The 17,744-nt window shown below is 70.5% G+C and carries 14 protein-coding genes; 11 read left to right on the top strand and 3 right to left on the bottom strand.

Annotation, left to right across the window (positions count from 1 at the left end):
* Nucleotides 1-45: 45 nt before the first annotated feature.
* From BOQ63_RS25065 to BOQ63_RS25025, 9 genes are all read left to right on the top strand, one after another.
* Nucleotides 46-690: a class I SAM-dependent methyltransferase gene (locus tag BOQ63_RS25065; RefSeq protein WP_033346980.1), complete on the top strand. Its 645-nt coding sequence runs from the start codon at nt 46-48 to the stop codon at nt 688-690.
* Nucleotides 687-1,274 (top strand): TrmH family RNA methyltransferase, encoded by a 588-nt coding sequence (locus BOQ63_RS25060; RefSeq protein ID WP_046386525.1) that lies wholly within the window; start codon nt 687-689, stop codon nt 1,272-1,274. Before BOQ63_RS25065 ends, BOQ63_RS25060 begins: the two co-directional genes overlap by 4 nt.
* Before the next feature lie 157 nt (nt 1,275-1,431).
* The gene (locus BOQ63_RS25055) at nt 1,432-2,328 is read left to right on the top strand and encodes an ABC transporter ATP-binding protein (protein WP_030556812.1); all 897 of its coding nucleotides are present in this window, start codon (nt 1,432-1,434) and stop codon (nt 2,326-2,328) included.
* On the top strand, nt 2,322-3,971 hold the full coding sequence (locus BOQ63_RS25050) for an ABC transporter permease subunit (protein WP_072655000.1): 1,650 nt from the start codon (nt 2,322-2,324) through the stop codon (nt 3,969-3,971). Before BOQ63_RS25055 ends, BOQ63_RS25050 begins: the two co-directional genes overlap by 7 nt.
* 154 nt (nt 3,972-4,125) lie before the next feature.
* Nucleotides 4,126-4,680: a hypothetical protein gene (locus BOQ63_RS25045; RefSeq protein WP_030556809.1), complete on the top strand. Its 555-nt coding sequence runs from the start codon at nt 4,126-4,128 to the stop codon at nt 4,678-4,680.
* Between the two features lie 467 nt (nt 4,681-5,147).
* On the top strand, nt 5,148-6,860 hold the full coding sequence (locus BOQ63_RS25040; protein ID WP_454130141.1) for a phytoene desaturase family protein: 1,713 nt from the start codon (nt 5,148-5,150) through the stop codon (nt 6,858-6,860).
* A gap of 513 nt (nt 6,861-7,373) precedes the next feature.
* Nucleotides 7,374-7,697: a hypothetical protein gene (locus BOQ63_RS25035; RefSeq protein WP_030556806.1), complete on the top strand. Its 324-nt coding sequence runs from the start codon at nt 7,374-7,376 to the stop codon at nt 7,695-7,697.
* A 65-nt stretch (nt 7,698-7,762) separates the two neighbouring features.
* Complete coding sequence (locus tag BOQ63_RS25030; protein ID WP_072654998.1) at nt 7,763-8,896, top strand: DUF4034 domain-containing protein; 1,134 nt, start codon at nt 7,763-7,765, stop codon at nt 8,894-8,896.
* A gap of 226 nt (nt 8,897-9,122) precedes the next feature.
* Nucleotides 9,123-9,251 carry a hypothetical protein gene (locus tag BOQ63_RS25025; RefSeq protein WP_267885585.1) on the top strand — a complete coding sequence of 43 codons (129 nt, stop codon included), beginning with the start codon at nt 9,123-9,125 and terminating at the stop codon, nt 9,249-9,251.
* A gap of 505 nt (nt 9,252-9,756) precedes the next feature.
* Here the strand turns inward: BOQ63_RS25025 and BOQ63_RS25020 are convergent.
* A complete protein-coding gene (locus BOQ63_RS25020; RefSeq protein WP_079183743.1) occupies nt 9,757-11,781 on the bottom strand; it encodes an AIPR family protein in 2,025 nt (674 codons plus the stop codon).
* An 18-nt stretch (nt 11,782-11,799) separates the two neighbouring features.
* Here BOQ63_RS25020 and BOQ63_RS25015 point away from each other — a divergent pair, with 18 nt between their 5' ends.
* Together BOQ63_RS25015 and BOQ63_RS25010 are read left to right on the top strand one after the other, a co-directional pair.
* Nucleotides 11,800-12,111 carry a transposase gene (locus tag BOQ63_RS25015; RefSeq protein WP_030558521.1) on the top strand — a complete coding sequence of 104 codons (312 nt, stop codon included), beginning with the start codon at nt 11,800-11,802 and terminating at the stop codon, nt 12,109-12,111.
* Entirely contained in the window at nt 12,042-13,028 is a 987-nt protein-coding gene (locus BOQ63_RS25010; RefSeq protein ID WP_197698057.1) for an IS3 family transposase, read from the top strand. The genes BOQ63_RS25015 and BOQ63_RS25010 overlap by 70 nt, the downstream gene beginning before the upstream one ends.
* A 286-nt stretch (nt 13,029-13,314) precedes the next feature.
* Here BOQ63_RS25010 and BOQ63_RS25005 read toward each other — a convergent pair whose 3' ends face one another.
* The gene (locus BOQ63_RS25005; RefSeq protein WP_030289355.1) at nt 13,315-14,097 is read right to left on the bottom strand and encodes a M48 family metallopeptidase; all 783 of its coding nucleotides are present in this window, start codon (nt 14,095-14,097) and stop codon (nt 13,315-13,317) included.
* A 5-nt stretch (nt 14,098-14,102) separates the two neighbouring features.
* Nucleotides 14,103-17,633, bottom strand: coding sequence for a type I restriction endonuclease subunit R (locus tag BOQ63_RS25000; RefSeq protein WP_030289363.1), 3,531 nt, complete (start codon nt 17,631-17,633; stop codon nt 14,103-14,105).
* Nucleotides 17,634-17,744 lie beyond the last annotated feature (111 nt).

The following is a 17,744-nucleotide window of genomic DNA, read 5'->3' as shown; positions in this document are numbered from 1 at the left end:
ACACCCACCCGGTGGCCCCGAGCCCATACCGACGACGGGGAAAAGATGTCCGGCTCGCACTACTTCTCCAGTGCACCCGAGGTCGCCAGCGAGCGCCGGCCGATCACGGTCTCACTGCCGGACCTGACCCTCGAACTGACCACCGACACCGGGGTGTTCTCGCACGGTCGGCTCGACCCTGGCACCCGGATCCTGTTGGAGCACGCCCCCCAGCCGCGGGTGCGCGGACCGATCCTGGACGTCGGCTGCGGCTACGGCCCGATCGCGCTGACCTGGGCGACCCGGCGCAAGCGGCTGCCGGTGTGGGCGGTGGACGTCAACGAGCGCGCGCTGGAACTGGTCCGGCTGAACGCCGAGGCGCTGCGGCTGGGCAACGTCCACGCCGCGCTGCCGGACGACGTCCCCGAGGACCTCCGGTTCGCCACCATCTACTCCAACCCGCCGATCCGCATCGGCAAGGCCGAGCTGCGCCGCCTGCTGACGCACTGGCTCGGCCGGCTGACTCCGGACGGCTCGGCGTTCCTCGTGGTGCAGAAGCACCTGGGCTCGGACTCGCTGCAGAAGTGGCTCAACGAGCAGGGCCACCCGACCTCCCGGGTCACCTCGGTCAACGGGTTCCGGATTCTGGAAGCGCGGCCCCGCCCGGATGCGGGCGAGGGCTCGGAGAGTGGACGGGGAACGACGTCGTGAAGCAGCTGCGCGGGACCGAACTGAAGCGACTGCACCGCTCGTGGCGGCGCAGCAACGAGTTCCGGCTCGCGATGATCCTGGAGAACCTGCAGTCGCCGTTCAACGTCGGCTCGGTGGTCCGGACCGGGGCGGCGATGGGCGCCGAGAAGCTGTACCTGACCGGGGACACCCCGTCGGTGCGCTCGTCCGGTGCGCAGAAGGCCGCCATGGGCACCGACAAGTACCTGAAGGTGGAGCACTTCCCGACGGTCGCCGAGGCGGTCGCGGCCGCGAAGGCGGACGGCTTCAAGGTGGTCGGGCTGGAGCTGGCGGACGAGGCGGTGCCGATGTTCGCCGCCGAGCTGACCCCGGCGGTGGCCTTCGTGCTCGGGCACGAGGACCGCGGGATCACGCCCGAGGCGCTGGCGCTCTGCGACCAGGTGGTGTTCGTGCCGCAGCTGGGCCGGGTCGGCTCGCTGAACGTCTCGGCGGCCGCGACGGTGGCCTGCTACGAGGCGCGCCGCCAGGGGTACGCGCTCAGCGGCACCCCGGACGGGAGCGACGCCGGGGGCGACCTCGGGGGCGACTTCGGCGACGAGGACTGAATCGACCGGAGGGCCGAACCGGCCTGACATCTGGACCAGATGACCGGAGGGGTGTGCCGAAAGGCCCACCCCTCCGGCGTTTTTCCGCGCCGGAAGCGCTCGGATATCTGCCGAACGGCAGATGTGCGGATGCGGCCCGGCCGGAAGCATTTCGGGCGTGACCGAACTCCAGATCCTCGACCTCACCAAGGAGTACCGGGGCGGCAAGCGCGCCGTGGACTCCTTCACGCTGACGCTCCGGCCCGGAGTGCTCGGCCTGCTCGGCGCCAACGGCGCCGGCAAGTCGAGCCTGATGCGCATCCTGGCCACGGTCACCCGGCCCACCTCGGGGCGGGTGCTGTGGGAGGGGGTGGACATCACCCGCAGGCCCGGGCCGCTGCGCCGTGCCGTCGGCTACCTGCCGCAGGACTTCGGCGTCTACCCGCAGCTCACCGCCCGCGAGTTCCTCGCCTACCTGGCCGCCGCCAAGGGGCTGCGCCGGCGCTCCGCCCGGGCCAGGATCGAGGAGCTGCTCGAACTGGTCAACCTCTCGGACGCGGCCGGGCAGCGGCTGGGCGCGATGTCCGGCGGAATGCGCCAACGGGTCGGCATCGCCCAGGCGCTGCTCAACGACCCGGCGCTGCTGATCGTCGACGAGCCGACGGTCGGGCTCGACCCGGAGGAGCGGCTGCGCTTCGGCAGCCTGTTGAGCGGGATGGGCGCCGAGCGGATCGTCGTGCTCTCCACCCACATCGTGCCGGACGTGGCGGCCACCGCCGACCGGATCGCGGTGATGGGCGGCGGGCGGCTGCTGCACCACGGCAGCACGGAGGAACTGCTGCTCAGCGCCGAGGGCTCGGTCTGGGAGCTGACCGTCCCGGCCGACCAACTCCCGCCGCTGCGCTCGCGGTTCCTGCTCGGCGGCACCACCCGTACCCCGCAGGGCGTCCGGGCGCGGGTGCTGTCCCGGCACGCGCCCGCCGCCGGGGCGCGGCCGGTACCGCCCCGGCTGGAGGACGCGTACCTGCTGCTCACCGCCGACCGGTCCGCGACGGAGCAGGTGGCCGCATGGTGACGCGCATCGGGGCACTGGCCCTGGCCGACTTCCGGGAGCGCCGACGGCGGCCCGGCTACCTGGTCGTGCTGCTGGGCACGCTCGCGCTCGGGCTGCTGGCCGCGCCGGTGGGCGACTCCCGCTGGGAGGTCTTCCAGGTGACGGACCTGCACGGCCGCTACACCAGCGGCTACGTGGGCACGGTGACGGCGCTCGGCGGTGCGGTCTGGCTCTCGCTGGCGGGCTTCGGGATCGCCCGGGGCGCCATCGGGCGGGACGAGCAGAGCGGCGTCGGCCGGCTCCTCGCCGCCACCCCGCTGAGCCGGGTCGGGTACCTGGCGGGCAAGTTCGTCAGCAATCTGCTGCTGTTCGGCTCGATGCTGCTCGCACTGGCGGGGACGGCGCTCGCGGTGCAGCTGATCAAGGGCGACTCCGACCGGGTGGACGCGGTGCGGCTGCTGCTGCCGTACGTCCTGGTCACGCTGCCGCTGCTGGCGGCGGTGGCCGGGTGCGCGGTGCTGTTCGACACGGTGCCCGGGCTGCGCGGCGGGCTCGGGGCGGCGGTCTGGTTCGTCGTCTGGCTGGTCCTCGTGCTGGGCGCGCAGGCCGGCGGCGGGCCGGACCTGCTGGGCATGCGGCGGATCACCGCCTCGATCCGGGAGGTGCTCGCGGCCGGCGGGCGACCGGTCGACGGGGTGGAGTTCGGTGTGGGCCTGACGGCGGACAACCGGGTGCTCGGCACCTTCGACTGGCCCGGCCTCGGGCCCGGCGAGGCGTTCGGACCGGCAGCCACGGGGGTGCTGCTGGTCGGTGCGGCGGTGGGGATCGCGCTGATCGGGGCGCTGTGGTTCCGGCGCTTCGACGGGCCCCGGGCCCACCCAGCAGCCGGGGCTGGCGGGGCGATCGGGGCTACCCGGCCGACCGGGGTCCTCCGGCGGACCTGGGACCTCCGGCTGGCCGGGGTTTTCCGGCCGACCGGCCAGGACGGTCCGGCCGGGGGCGCGGCGGCGTCCTCGGCCGGACCGGCGGGCTTCGCCCTGGATCCGACCCGGCTGACCGCTCCCCGCCAGGGGCGGATCGGGTTCGACGCGCTGCTCGGGGAGCTGCGGATCCTGGTGCGGGGGCAGCGGCTCTGGTGGGTCGGGGTGGCCGTGCTCGCGATGGCGGCGGCGGCCGTCGCCCCGGACGGGCCGAGCCACGCGGTGCTGCCGTTCGCGATGCTCTGGCCGATGCCGCTCTGGTCCCGGATGGGTCACCGGGCCGACGGCGGCAGCATCGACCAACTGCTCGGCGCCTGCCCGTCCCCGCTGCGCCGGGGGCTGGCCGGTCTGTTCGCGGGCATCCTCCCGGCGCTGGCGGTGGCCGCCGTACCCGCGCTGCGACTCGCCGGTGCCGGGCAGGTCCGGGCGGCGGCCGGCGCTCTGGCGGGCGCCCTGCTGATCCCCGCCCTGGCACTGCTCTGTGGCAGCCTCACCCGCGGCCCCCGGATGTTCCAGACCGTCTACCCGCTGCTCTGGTACGGGATGGTCAACCACGTCTCCGGGCTGGACTTCCTCGGCGCCTCCGGGAGCCGCGCCCCGGCCCCGCTCGCGGTCGCGGGCCTGGCCACCGCACTCGCCGCGGCCGCCCTTGCCCTGGACGCGATACGCCACGCTGTCCGGTGACACGCCACTCCGTGCACCGCGCGGAGGAGGGACGGTTCCCCCGACGGGGGGAGCCGGTCCCGCCCCGCGGCGGAGGCCGTGACCAGGAGTGAACTGGGAGCTTGGAGGCAGCCGGAGAACCGGCCGATTCCCTTCTCTCCGCAGAGGATTGACCATGCGCAAGTTCACCGCCGCCGTCGCGCTCACCACTGCGGCCCTGGCCCTCGCCGCCGGGTCCGCAGGCACCGCCTCGGCCGCGCCCGTACCGGCCCAGCGCCCCGGCCAGCACCTCACGCTGCACAGCTGGACCCTGCTCAGCGACCACGGCCCGGGCCCCACCCCGGGCGAACGGCTCACCGCGCAGGTCAGCGCCCGCACGATCGACGGCCGCGCCCAGGGGCACGTCGTGGTGCAGCACGTCTTCGAGACATCCGGCACCGTCCGTGCCGAGTTCGACGTCGACTGCCTGGCCGTCGACGCGAACGGCGCCGTCACCGTGACCGGGCCCATCTCGAAGACCGTGATCACCCCGCTCGGGGGCGAGCCGTACCTCTTCGAGGAAGGCCTGCACCCCGAGGCCGGCCTCACCTTCTACCCGACCGACGAGCAGCACCAGCGCCGGGCCGGCTGGAGCCGGACCGACCCCGACCTGCACACCGAGGTCGTCAAGTGCGGTGCGGTCCCGGCCAGCCTCTGGGTCCTCGACGGCGGAACCTTCCTGCGGCGGTGAGGGCGACCGCCCACCGAGCCCCTCCGACCTCCTCCGGGCTCCCCCGCTCGGCCCGCCCCGCCCCACTCGGCCCGCTGAACGAGCACAGGATCCGATCCATCGTCAACCCATCGTCACGGTCAGGGATTTGCGGTAACGTCGCCCGCGCCGACTATGCCGTGTTTCAGGCGGGGATCACCGGATTCACCAGGTCCCCGACCGAGGAGTGCGGCCCGCGCGGCGTGCGAGCCATCGTGGTCGCCCCGGCCCGATCGCCACCGACACGGTGGGCGACCTGCCCGGGGCCGCGCTGGAACGGATGCGGGGAACGTTGCGCTCGGCCGGGTCGGCAAGCCCGAGGAGGCGGCCGATCCGGTCTCCTCCCTGCCCTCCGATCGAGCGGCGCACATCAACGGGCCGGCCTTCGAGATCCACGTCCATGGCGGCACCTTCCGATGGGCAGACGAGTGGGGGCGGAAATGCGGGAAGTGCAAGGTCCGACGGCCAGAGCCGGCGAGGAACGCTACGACGCGATCGTGGTCGGCAGCGGCCTCGGCGGACTGGTCAGCGCGGCCTACCTGGCCGCCGACGGGCGCCGGGTGCTCGTCCTCGAACAGCACGACGTTGCCGGGGGCAACGCCCACGTGTTCCGGCGCCGGCGCAAGTACGAGTTCGACGTGGGCACCCACTACATCGGCGACTGCGGGCCGAACGGCATCTTCCCGGCCATCCTGTCCGGCCTCGGCGTCCGCGACCGGGTGACCTTCCGCCCGATGGACAACGAGCAGGGCTTCGACCGGATCATCACCCCCACCGCCACGCTGGACGTGCCGGCCGGCTGGGACGCCTACCGCGACCGGCTCCGCGCGGCACTGCCCGAGGAGGCCGAGGGGGTCGACCGCTTCGTCCACATCGCCCGGACGGTGTCCGGTGCCACCCGGGAGAGCCTGGTCGGCCACCACATGGTCGAGCTGTTCCGCGATCAGCCGGACACCATGCGCTGGGCCCGCCGGAGCCGGTCCCTGGCCGAGGCCCTGGACCACTGCGGGCTCTCCCCGAAGGCCCGCACCCTGGTCGCCGCACAGGCCGGCAACTACGGCACCATGCCGGACGGCATCACCTTCGCCGAGCACGCCGCCATGCTCGACCACTACATGCGCGGCGCCTACTACCCGGAGGGCGGCGGGCAGATGCTGGTGGCCGCCTTCGTGGAAGCCCTGGAGTCCTACGGTGGCGAGCTGCGCACCCGCTGCGAGGTGCGCCGCATCCTGATCGAGCAGGGGCACGCCACCGGTGTCGAACTCGCCGACGGCACCCGGATATCCGCCCCCCTGGTGATCTCCAACGCCGACTACCGCCGCACCGTGCTCGACCTGTGCGGCGGCGAGCAGGCCTTCCCCGCCGACCTGGTCGCCCGCACCCGCGCCGCCACCATGCGCGGCGGCCTGGTCACGGCGTACGTCGCGCTCGACACCGAGCTGCCCGGCCTGCCCAACGCCAACATCTGGTGGCACGGCAGCGACGACATGGAGGCCGCCTACGCGGCGATGGTCGAGAGCTGGGAACGCGACGGCACGGTGGACTCGATCCCCCAGCTGCTGTTCTCCTTCGCCTCCCACAAGGACCCGGGCGCGGCCGCCGTCTGCCCGCCCGGCCACAGCAACTTCCAGCTGATGACCCTCTGCCCGCCCGGCTACGGCTTCTGGGGCGTCCGCGGCGGCCCGGTCGACGGCGAACCCTACCGCCGCGACGCCGCCTACCAGGCCCGTAAGCGGCACTTCACCGAGCTGATGGTGACGGCCGCCGAGAAGGTGATCGGCCCCTTCCGGGACCGCATCACCCACCTCGAGGCGGCCACCCCCCTCAGCCACGAGCGCTACATCCGCGGCACCGGCGGCACCCCGTACGGCATGGCCCGCTGGGGCAACGTCAGCCAGCGCCCGGACGTGCGCACCGACGTCGAGGGCCTCTACGTGGTCGGCCAGAACATCCGCTTCGGCAGCGGCCTGAGCGCGGTCGCCACCGGCGGGATGGCCGCCGCCGGACAGATCCTCGGACGCCAGCTGCTCCCCGAGGTGGCAGCCGGCGCCGTCCTCGGCGACCCGGCCAAACTGCCCGACCGCGGCCCGGACTGGGATCCACTGCTGGTCTCCCGCGGCCTCGCCCGCCGGACCGCCAAGGGCTTCGCCCGCCTCGGCTGACCCCCGCCCGACCACTCCCGCGACGCCCGCCTCTCCCCGGGGCGGGCGTCCGTCGTCCCCGTCCTCGCCCACCCGGACCAGTAGCCCCGACCTCCCGCCCCACGCCGCCCACCCAACGCAAGAGGCCCGGCCAGAACATCCGACCGAACCTTCCACCTATCGAGCCGCCTACGGGATTCGAATCCGCGACCTACGCATTTCGACCGAGAGTGATCATGCTGGCCGCTGCCAGTATCGACCACCTGGTGATGAACCCGCAGTTCAGAGCGTTGCACCGTGATCCACGATCTCACCCGAACCGGCCCTGTGCTGCCCCCGTCCGCTCACGCATCGCTCACGCACTGGCAGGTTGCTACGCGCGCCGAGACGGGGGCATAGCTACGTCTTGTCGGTTCGAGCTCGCCGCCCGGCGGTCGACCTGCTCTGCGACCGCTGAACAATCCACTCTTCGATGACGGCCGGCCTCCAAACAAGCGTTCTCTCCTCGTGCCTGAACGATGTACAGGTGTCCTCGTGGGATACAGCGCATTCCAGTCGCGATCGGAACTGACGAGGAGTGAGCGGTCCGCCGCCGCCACCGCCCGGGCCGCCCGGGCCGCCCGCGAGTTCCTGCACACCGCCCTGCGCGACGGACTCCGTTCGCTCACTCTGCTTGTCCTCGCCGACGCCGGCCAAGCCCGCCGGGAACCCTCCTGGGGCGAGCCGGCCCGGCTGTCCCTACCGCACGGCGTCCAGGACGGCCTCACCGCCGCCCTGGGCGCCGCCGTCACCGACACCCCCGACACCGCCCCGCTGTGCACGCTGTTACGCTGCGCCGGCCCCTCGACGGCCGTGTGAGCGAAGGCCTGCCCGCACCGCCCCGTCCGTCCGCGTCTCCACAGAGAAAGACCCAAAGCGCCGTCATGGCTGTTCTTCTCCTGCTCATCCCGCCGTTGATATGGGCCCTCGCCAAACTCGCGACCCGGTACTTCAACCGCCGCACCGCCGATCTCCAGCAGAAGACCGAGGCCCTCAAGGCCGCCAGTGCCGCCCGCGCCCAGATCGACCCCACCGCGTTCGGCCTGCCCTCCGACGGAGATCTCGACCCGACCCGTGCCACCGCGCCCGGCGCCGACGCGGCACAGTTGGCGCAGGCTGAGGAAGCCGCAACAGCTGGCGACTGGAAGCCCTTCGCCGCCTACCTCGCCGAGGCCGGCACCGACTGGAACGAGCGCTACCGCCGCCTGTGGAAGCTCGCCGAGCACGCCAGCAAGGACGACGGCTGGCTCAGCGCCTGGCGCGCCGCCGAACCTGGCTCTGCGGACGCGGCCGTGGTCCACGCCACCGCGCTGATCGACCTCGCCTGGCAGGTCCGCAGCAGCAAGCAGGCCAAGCACGTCACCCGCGAGCAGTTCGACGCTTTCCACCGCGTCCTGGGCGAGGCCACCGAGGCGAGCCGCGCCGCCGCCGAACTCGCCCCCGACGACCCGTCCCCGTTCGTCTCGCAACTGCCCATCGCCATGGGCCTCGGCTGGTCACACGAGCAGTTCGATGCCCTGTGGCAGCAGGTGATCGCCCGAGCTCCGTACCACTACAGCGCCCACCAGACCGCGCTGCAGTACTGGTGCCGCAAGTGGAGCGGCTCGCACGAGCAGATGTCCGCGTTCGCGGAGCGGGCCGCCGCCGGAGCGCCTCCCGAGAGCCTGCTCTCCGGTCTGCGCCTGGCCGCCCTCCACGAGCTGGAGTTCACCGAGGACGACTACCGGTCCTGGATGACTCCGCAGGCGAACCAGGCCATCGACAAAGTCATCGCCGACCTGAAGACCGTCCCGACTGACGACCCACGCCTGCCCGGTCTGCACCACCTCCTCGCCTACGGTCTCACCCACAACCGCCGCTGGGCAGAGGCCGTCGAGCAGTTCCGCCTGGCCGACCGGTACATCGACCACGCGCCCTGGACCTACACCGGCCGACCGAAGGCCACCTACATAGAGATCCGCAACCGCGCCCTCACCGGCTGGGACAAGGCGGGCCGCCCCACACCGCCCACCGCCTGACAGGGACGCCCGTCAGCCGAGTGATCGGCAACGGGCTATACGCCCATCGCGCTGGCCAAGTCCAACGCGCCCCACCGATAGTCTGTTTACCTCGTACACCTTTACGGGACCGCAGGCGACCGTCCGACTGCGACATGACAAACCCCGTGGGCGGCAGTCTTGACCTCCTGTCGGCCCGGAGCAGATGGCAGGCCGGGACCGGCAGTTGGAGGGCTACTGTCAGCGGATGCTCGACGCCATCCGCGACTTCGCGGGCGGCATCAGGCGGCGCGCGACGCCGGTCGACTCCCTGCGCGCCATGACCGCGGCACGCTTGTCCACCGGCTGTCCACCGAGGCTCTCCGGCACCGAGTGAATCAACTCGCCACCCTCGACATAACTGCAGGTCACAGGCTCCCTCCGGAGAATCGGTGACACCAGCGAACCGACGACCCACGCACTGCGATGCACAGAATCCGGGTGTCCGATCTTCCCGATTCCCATGGCCAAGGAAACGGAAAAACCCCAGGTCAGATGCCTGACCTGGGGTTCACCTTGAGCCGCCTGCGGGATTCGAACCCGCGACCTACGCATTACGAGATCATCGGCGGTCGTGATGCGCGGTGCCGAGCCATGCCGTCTCGTGACGTTTCAGCTGATCAGAGCATGTACGGCAGGTTGGCTCGTGCCGCCCTGTGCCGCGCCGTCCATAGGCGTCCGTCCACCGACCGTCCACCAAGGCAGCCGGGAGCGACTAGACGGCGGTTCGGACCGTCTTGTCGCTTGGTGCACACGCTGTGACTCCCCTGGGCCCCCAGCCGGGTCTGCCTGCCGCCCGGCGCTCACCAGCACGGCGCTGTGTCGGAGCGACCCAGCTAGGCTCAGTCGGACTCGGCGTTACCGTCTTGCAGAGCAAAGGCCAGTGCTGCCAGAGTGACGCCCTCCGACGTCTGCCAGCGGGCCGTCCCCTGGTTGGAGACAGGCCGCTCTTCCCACCTCGCCTGCCCCCACATCAGCGTGACCAGCCCGGACGGCGAGTACCGCCGACCATCCGCCTCCCAAAGCAACGGCTTCGTCCTGTCATTGACCCAGGTCGAGCGGGAACGCCGGTCATCCTCTGCCAGCCACTCAGCCAGGGCCTCTTGCTCGATGGGGTTCATCGGCACGAAGCGCAGTGGCGCTCCTTCCTTGATGGCCTGGTGATCGACCAACGTGGGGACGGCATTCGGCCGCCGCCGCTTCCGAGCCTGAGCTTGCTTGCCGTACCGGTCAGCCAGTTCGTCCGCGGACCCGCCCGCACAACCGAGTGCGGCAACCTTGGCAGCGAGCTCTCGGCACTTGTCGGGGTCACTGAGGAGTCCCTGGACCCGGGACGTATAGCCTTTTTCGAGAACGTCGACCAGCGCGACTAGCTGCGACCCGACAGCCGCCGACACCTGTGGAAGGACATCGCCCTCCCAGTCAATGTCCGGGTCATCGATCCGATCGGTCCCCAACTTGCGGAACACCAAGTGGCACATCAGATAGGTGCCGTGCTCCAAGACAGCGGCCGGGAGCTTCTCATAGGTGGGCCGCAGTCGATGCAGCTCATCACGGATCAGGCGCATCGTCACAACAGAACGCCATACCTGGAACGCGGTCGGCTGCGGGCGGAAGAGGATGTCGTAGGTCTCCTTCGGGCCCCGCTCCCACAACGTGTCCAGTGAACTGGCCGTCCTGCCCGCATACTCGGCGTTCGGGTGGGCGCAGGCAAGGGCAGCAGCCGCCTCATCAAGCGAGCAACCCGTCTCGGGTGAGGGGCTCAGTTCGCCGCGCTTCACCGAGTACGACTTGCCCAGCTCGGCCCGGAGATCGGCACGGATCTCCGCTTGAACCGGGTCCAGGGCGGCGAAGTCACGCGGCCCAACCTGGTTCTGCCGATTGGTGGCCCGGGTGGTGCGCGAGGAGAAGTCACTCGCGCCACCAGTCACGATCACCCGTACGCCTACACGCGCTGTCGCGGGATCATCTGAGGACTCGAGTGCTCGTTGGACCGCCCTGACCGTCTGCGCTCCGTTGACAACGCTCGCCCCCGTGAGTCGAAGAGTCACCGGTCCGCCGCGGGGGTTCCGCAAGGAGCTGTACTGCGGATCCACCGTGTCGCAGAGAACGGTGATCCCGTTATTGAAGTACCAGAACAGCGATGGTTCTTCCGTGAGTGTCGCGACCAACTCCTCGTTCGTGAGTGTGCCGCTCAACGGATTTCGAATATTGAGTTCGAAGAGCCGGGCGCCATGGGTGTCCAGCCAGTCCGCGACTTGCTCTGCTTGGACCACTCCCTGAAAAGCCTGGTGAGGTATGTCAAGCGAGAACCACGGATCCATCTGCACCGACATGGCCACGGGAGTGGGCGCAGCGTCCGCACGCGCCCAGTTCCACACGTCCGCAGCGTGCAGGAAGCGATGGCCAACCCTGTCGCCATGGGTATTGAACTCGCGCTCCCCGTTGGCCAATTCGTTGAGGACTTCCCTGGAGGGCGCCTCGGCACCCATCAGAACAGTGACCAGCGTGACCCCGACCGCCTGCTCGCTCATCGCTTCCTTGGCCTGCTCAGCCAACAGCTGGCCGCGCGGATTGAACTGGCTGCTCTCCTCCCCATCGATAAGCCTCAATCCGGCGAACATCTTGAGGATGGCATCGGTTCGAGCCGTCGCCCGCCCCTGATCACTCCACTTCGCCTGTACCAGGTAGACATGCGGAGGGGTGCTCGTGACGGCGATGGCGTCAATCCCTTGATCGTCCCGCCCGTCAATGACCGCTTCTGCTGCGGCTGCGTTCTGCCAACCGGCAACCATCCGCACCGCCAAGGCTGCCAGTGAGGTTCCCCCGACGTGCGGAAGGTTGCCGGAGATGGCCTGATTGGCCATGAGAAGGGAGCCTCTGCCATGGCCGCACCGATGAAGTACCCGCCCGAGTTGCGACGGCGTGCGGTGGAGATGTACCGCACCGCCGACCCGAAGCCCGTGATCCGCAAGATGGCCCGCGACCTGGGCGTGCACCACGAAGCGCTGCGCAACTGGATCCGCCAGGACGAGGCGGACCGGGGCGAGCGGGACGACCGGCTGACCACCGCGGAGAAGGAGGAGCTGGCCGCTCTGCGGAAGGAGAACGCCGAGCTCCGCCGGTCCTGCGAGATCCTCAAGGCCGCCTCGGCTTTTTTCGCCCAGGAGCTCGACCCGACCCGGCGACGGTACTGAAGCTCATCGACGAGCACCAGGACCGCTTCGGGGCCGAGCCCGTCCTCCGGGAACTGCACATCCCCGCCTCCACCTACTACCGCTGGCGCCGCGACGTGGCGGAGCCGTGCGAGCGCAAGCGCCACGACGCCGAGCTCACCGAGCACATCCGCCGCATCCACGCCGACTCCGACGAGACGTACGGCTCCCCGCGCGTCCACGCCGTCCTGCGGCGCGAGGGCACCCGGGTCGGCCGAAAGCGGGTCGAACGCCTCATGCGCCAGGCCGGCATCCAGGGCGTCAGCCCGCGCCGGCCCCGCTCCTTCACCCGCCGCGACCCGGCGGCGGATCTCGCCCCGGACCTGGTCCAGCGCGACTTCACCGCCGTCGCGCCGAACCGGCTGTGGGTCGCCGACATCTCGCTGATCCCCACCGGCGAGGGACCGTGGTGGCTGGCCACGATCCGCGACGCCTTCTCCCGCCGGATCGTGGGCTGGCACACCTCCGAGCGGGCGGACGCCGACCTCGTGCTCACCGCGCTGGAGTACGCCCTGCACGGCCGCCCCGTCGAACCCGGCCAACTGGTCCATCACAGCGACCATGGGTGTCAATACACGTCCATCAAGCTCACAACTCGACTGCTGAAGGCGGGAATCGAGCCGAGCATGGGAAGCGTGGGGGACTCGTTCGACAACGCCCTCGCCGAGAACTTCTGGAGCGTGCTGAAGACCGAGTGCGTGCGTCGCACGACCTTCGAGACCCGCACTGACGCCGACCTGGCCCTGTTCGCCTACATCGACGGCTGGTACAACACCCGCCGCATCCAGAAGCGCCTGGGCTGGCTCAGCCCCGACGAGTACGAGGCGAAGTTCTACGCCGACCAGGCGACGGCCGAACCGGTGACCGTCGAACCACCCACACCCGTCCTGACCAGGTAATCAACGCCTCCCGTGCAGCGGGGGAAGCTCACAGGGCCCGAGATCGGAATGCCCTTTGACGCTGCTCCTCGGAATTGCTTTCAAAGTCGGACATGTCAATGAGCCCGTCGAACGCCGTGTCCAGTATGCGACCGACCTGTCGAACTGCCGTGAGGTCGCCGTTGTTCGTCCTGGCCATGCCCACCCCAATGTGCCTATCCCGGTCTGCTCCGCTCGACCGTAGCGCAGTCACCGACGTCATCGTGATCGAACTGAAGGATCAGGCACCGCCACCGAGTGGCCCCTGCTAAACCACGTCCCCCATCCACATGCGTCGCCCAAGTTCATCGAGCTCCCCGCAACGGGACTCACATTCGGGCAGAGCCGACCTCAGCAGCCGCCAGTAGTCGGCACCATGTCCAGGGACCCGCACATGTGCAAGCTCGTGTGCGATGACGTAGTCCACCAGGTGCATCGGAAGCTGGAAGAGCGGCCAACCGAGGCTCATGCGGCCCGGCCCGTGCCCCTTCGGGTCGGGCCGGTACACGCCCCAACGCGTGTCAAGATCACGTACGTCCACCACCGGCCGGGTCACGGACATCCGAGCCGCCCAAGGCTGCAGCCTCCCTGCCGCCCAGGCGTGGCCGGCCCGGCAGTACCAGTCGACCAGCACCGCCCGCCCACGGATAGGATCCTCGGCCTGCTCCCTGCCCATGGCCAACCGCCCAGCGATCAGGCGCACTCTGCCATCGGCAGGTGGGTCCGCCACGATCGCCAGTCGGTACGTCCGTCCCAGGTAGCGGAAGACCTCGCCCTCGATCAGCCGCTTCGCGGGATTCAGCGGTCGGGTCCGCTCCCGTACGCCGACCTTGGCCATCAGCCAGGCTCGGTGCTCGCGGACGAACCGCTCTGCGTCCCCTGCCTGACGGCCCTCGGGCACGTGCAGCGTCAGCCCGGCGTCCGCCTCCACTGTCAGCGCGAACCGCTTGCGGCGGGCGCTGACCCGCACCCGCAGCACCAGGCCGTCCACGGTGAGCCTGTCCCCTTCGGCAAGGGCCAGGAGGACGCGGTTATCGGCGAGGGCGGTCACCCCGCCTATTCTCCCCGCAACCTGCCCAGGAACTGCCGCCGGTTGCCCGCCGCATACGCCGTGAGTCTCTGCGCGATGTCCCGCAGGGGTGCCCAGTCCGCGCCGACGACCCGCAGTCCGCCCTTGATCAACTGGTTCTGGATGCTGTTCGCCAGCGCGTCGAGGTCCTGGTGCTGCCCCTGGAACGACGCCTTGACCATGATCTGCGCGGCTGTATCGCACACCATGTCGACGAGTAGCCGGGTAGCTCCGTCCCTCCGCACGACTCCCGGGTTCTCCGCGAGCAGCTGCTCCAACAGCCGGTACACCCGTTGTTCCAACGGGGTGAGCCCCGCGAGCTCCGGATCCTCCTCGTTCTCTCGCCGAGCCTGCTCGATCAGCGGGCCGAACGCCTCGATCTGCTCCTCGAAGCGTCCGGTGAGCTCCCGGAGGATCTCCTCCAGGCGCTCGGAGAGCTCGGCGTACTTCGCCGGGTCCTCCCGCTTGACCCGCTCCTCCAGGTGGAATCGGAGCGCGTGCCCCATCTCGGCCGCGGCCTCGCGCGGCGGCATGGCGCGAACCCGGTCGTCGAAGACCGTCGAGGCGAGCGAAACCGGCGCGATGACCTGCTCGATCTCCGGCCCTTCCAGGTGGTTGGCGATCATCGCCCGGACCTTGCGACCGTAGCGCCGCAGGGTGAACGAACCGCCCGACTCATCCCGGTAAAGCCTGCGGATGCGCTTCTGGAGCATCCCCCAGCGCCGGGCGTCGGCGATGTACTCCAGGCCGTGCTCGTGCGGCAGAACGCGTTCCAGCACGGCGAGGAATTGGTGCAGCACCTCGTCGTACCCGAACCTCGCGGTCTCGTCCTCGAAGGCCAGCGCCGCGGAGCCCAACCGCCCGAGGTGGGAGAGGTCCGCCTCTGCCACCCCGTGCGCACGGAGGTAGGCGCGCACCGCCTCAGCCGCCGGCCCGAGGCCGTCGATCTCCTCCGACAGGCTGCGCATTGTGTCGTCGATGTCGGCCTGCTGGTAGGCGGCCAGTGCGCCGGACAGGTGCTCGAAGACGCCGTGGTAGTCGACGACGTAGCCGACGTCCTTGCCCTGCATCGGCCGGTTGACCCGCGCGACGGCCTGAAGGAGCTCGGCGCCACGGATCGGCCGGTCCAGGTACAGCGCCTGCTCGCGCGGGGCGTCGAAGCCCGTGAGCAGCATGGACTTCACGATGAGGAAGGCGATCGGGCTCTCGGGGTGGACGGGGTCGGGTACGGTCGTCGGCTGGCTCTGCGGCTGCTCGACAGGGTCCTGGGACCAGGGGTTGCCCCCGACGGCGCTCGTTTCCGAGCCGGCCTGCGCCGGTACGTGGAAGGGCGTGGTGGCAACCCACTCCGACTCGGGCGGCAGGTGGGGAAAGGCCTGGTGAAAACGCTCGATGTACGCCTTCTGCCGGTCCTTGTCCGTCCACTGCAGCCATTCCCGACGCTTGCGCTCCGCACCCGGGGAGATGATCGGCACGAAGTCGATGCGGCGTAGCAGGGAGCGGTACTGGTAGGCCTGGTGCAGGTAGCGCAGTCGGCGGGGCAGCTTTTCCGGGGGCATGCCGGCCACCGACTCCGGGTCGAACGCGGCGAGTTCGGCCAGGAGGGTGTCCCGGGCCAGTCGCAGTGCGTGGTGGTACTCGACAGCCGCCTTTCGGCTGACCGCCGCGACCTGGGCTTTGAAGCCGCCGCCGGGCAGCACCCAGGTCACCCAGTGCTCCAGCATGTCCTCGGCCTTGGCGCGGATCATGGGCTGGGTTTCGGCGACGTCGCGTGCGGTGGGCGAGCGCCGCAGCGCGTTGCGCTCGTCGTCTGTGAGGTCGCGGACCAGATCCGCGAAGTTCCGGTCGAGGCCGTCCTTGTCGAAGACCTTGCCCTCACCGGTGCGGCCCTCGTAGCGGATGCGGACGACGACCCTGTCGTGCTCGGCCTCCGCCATCCGGTAGGTGTCGAGGAAGCCGCCAAAGATCCGGCGGGTGTCCTCCAGCCGGCCCGTCATGATCGGCGTGCCCGTGAAACCGATCTTCGCCGCCCTGGGGATGGCTTTGCGCAGGGCGGCGTGCAGCGTGTTGGTGTGCGAGCGGTGGGCCTCGTCGACCAGGACCAGGATGTCGGACGAGGTATTGCACTCGGGGAAGTCCACCACGGGCGGCTGGGTGTCGGCCTGCCGGCCCGCGCCGACTCGCTCGGCCTCCTGGTACTCCTCCGCCAGGTCCCGGTCGTCCTCGTCGCCCGTCGCCTCGGCGGCGAAGGTGAACCCGGTCCCGTACTTCTGGATCATCGCGAAGACGACCCGCCGCCCGCCGTCCCGTAGCAGCCCCTCCATCTCCGGGCGGGTCGCGGCGGTCTCGACGTCGGACTCACTCAGCTTCAGTGTCTTGGAGAGCTGGTCCTGCAACTGGGTGCGGTCGGTGACGACCACGACCATGAACTCGCTGAGCCGGTGGTGCAGATGGATCCGGCGCACGAGGAACGTCATGGTCAGGCTCTTGCCGGAGCCCTGGGTGTGCCAGATGATCCCGCCGCGCTCGTCGTCGGCCACGGAGCCGCCGCGTGTCCTGCCGGTGAGCAGCCTGTGCACGGACTTCTCCGTCGCCCGGTACTGCTGGTGCCGGGCGACGGCCTTGACCGTCCGGGTCGCCCCGGATTCGGTCTCCACCGGGAGCGGGATGACGTAGTGGCGTACGACGTTGAGAAGAGCAGCTGGACGCAGGACGACCCCGAAGAGCTTGTGCCGCTCGTTCAGCTTGCCGGTGTGGTCAGGCAGCTCCGCCCTCAGCGTCGCCTCGCTCTGCGGCTCGATGCTCCGCCAGGGGTGGAAGTGGTCGGGCGTGGACGTGACCGTGCCCAGATAGGCACTCCCCTCGGTCGCGGCGACCAGCAGCTGCACGGTCCGGAAGAGCTCCGGGACCCCGGCGGGCACGAACAGCGCGGGGTCGTCGCGTCCGTCGTCGGCGACGGGGTCGCCGGCGTAGTGCCGCAGATCGAGCACGGCACTGCGGATCGGGTCGGCGAGATCGGGACTCTTGCACTCCACGGCGACGAGCGGGATCCCGTTCACGAACAGAACGATGTCGAGGACCGACAGCTCGCCGGACCGGTTCTGGACGCGGAGCTGGTCGACGACGGTGAAGTCGTTGAGCGCGGCCCGCTCCTCGCGCCATTCGATGTACTGCACGGTGGCCGATGCACCGCCGTGCGCGGCGGACGGGCCGGAGAGGACGAGCCCGCTGAGCAGCAGGTCGGTGGCGTCGAAGTTGGCCTGTGCGACGCCCTTACCGAGAGAGACGGACGCCAGCTCCGCGATGGACCGCTTGACGTCGGTACCGTCCATCCAGGGCTTGTGGTCCGATGCCCGGACGTTGATCCGGCGCAGGGCCTCATCCAGCTCGTCCACGAGCAGCGGCGTCTCGACGTCGAGCGTGCCGACCTCCGTACCGGGGACGTGCCGCCACCCCATCGCCTGGAGCTGCGCGACGATGGGCCGCTCCACCTCGTCCCGTTCGGTCTGCACTGCCATGCCCGCGCCTTCCCCCGCCGATCACCGCCCAGGTGATCCATTCTGCGCCACGGGTGGGGTTCGGCGGGAGAGTTCGAACGAACGGGAGTACGGCGGCTACGGCGGGTCCGG

This window comes from Streptomyces viridifaciens, from assembly GCF_001888885.2.
GTDB lineage: Bacteria > Actinomycetota > Actinomycetes > Streptomycetales > Streptomycetaceae > Kitasatospora > Kitasatospora aureofaciens.
Note: the sequence above shows the minus strand (reverse complement) of the source record. Positions and strands in the feature narration are given on the sequence as shown.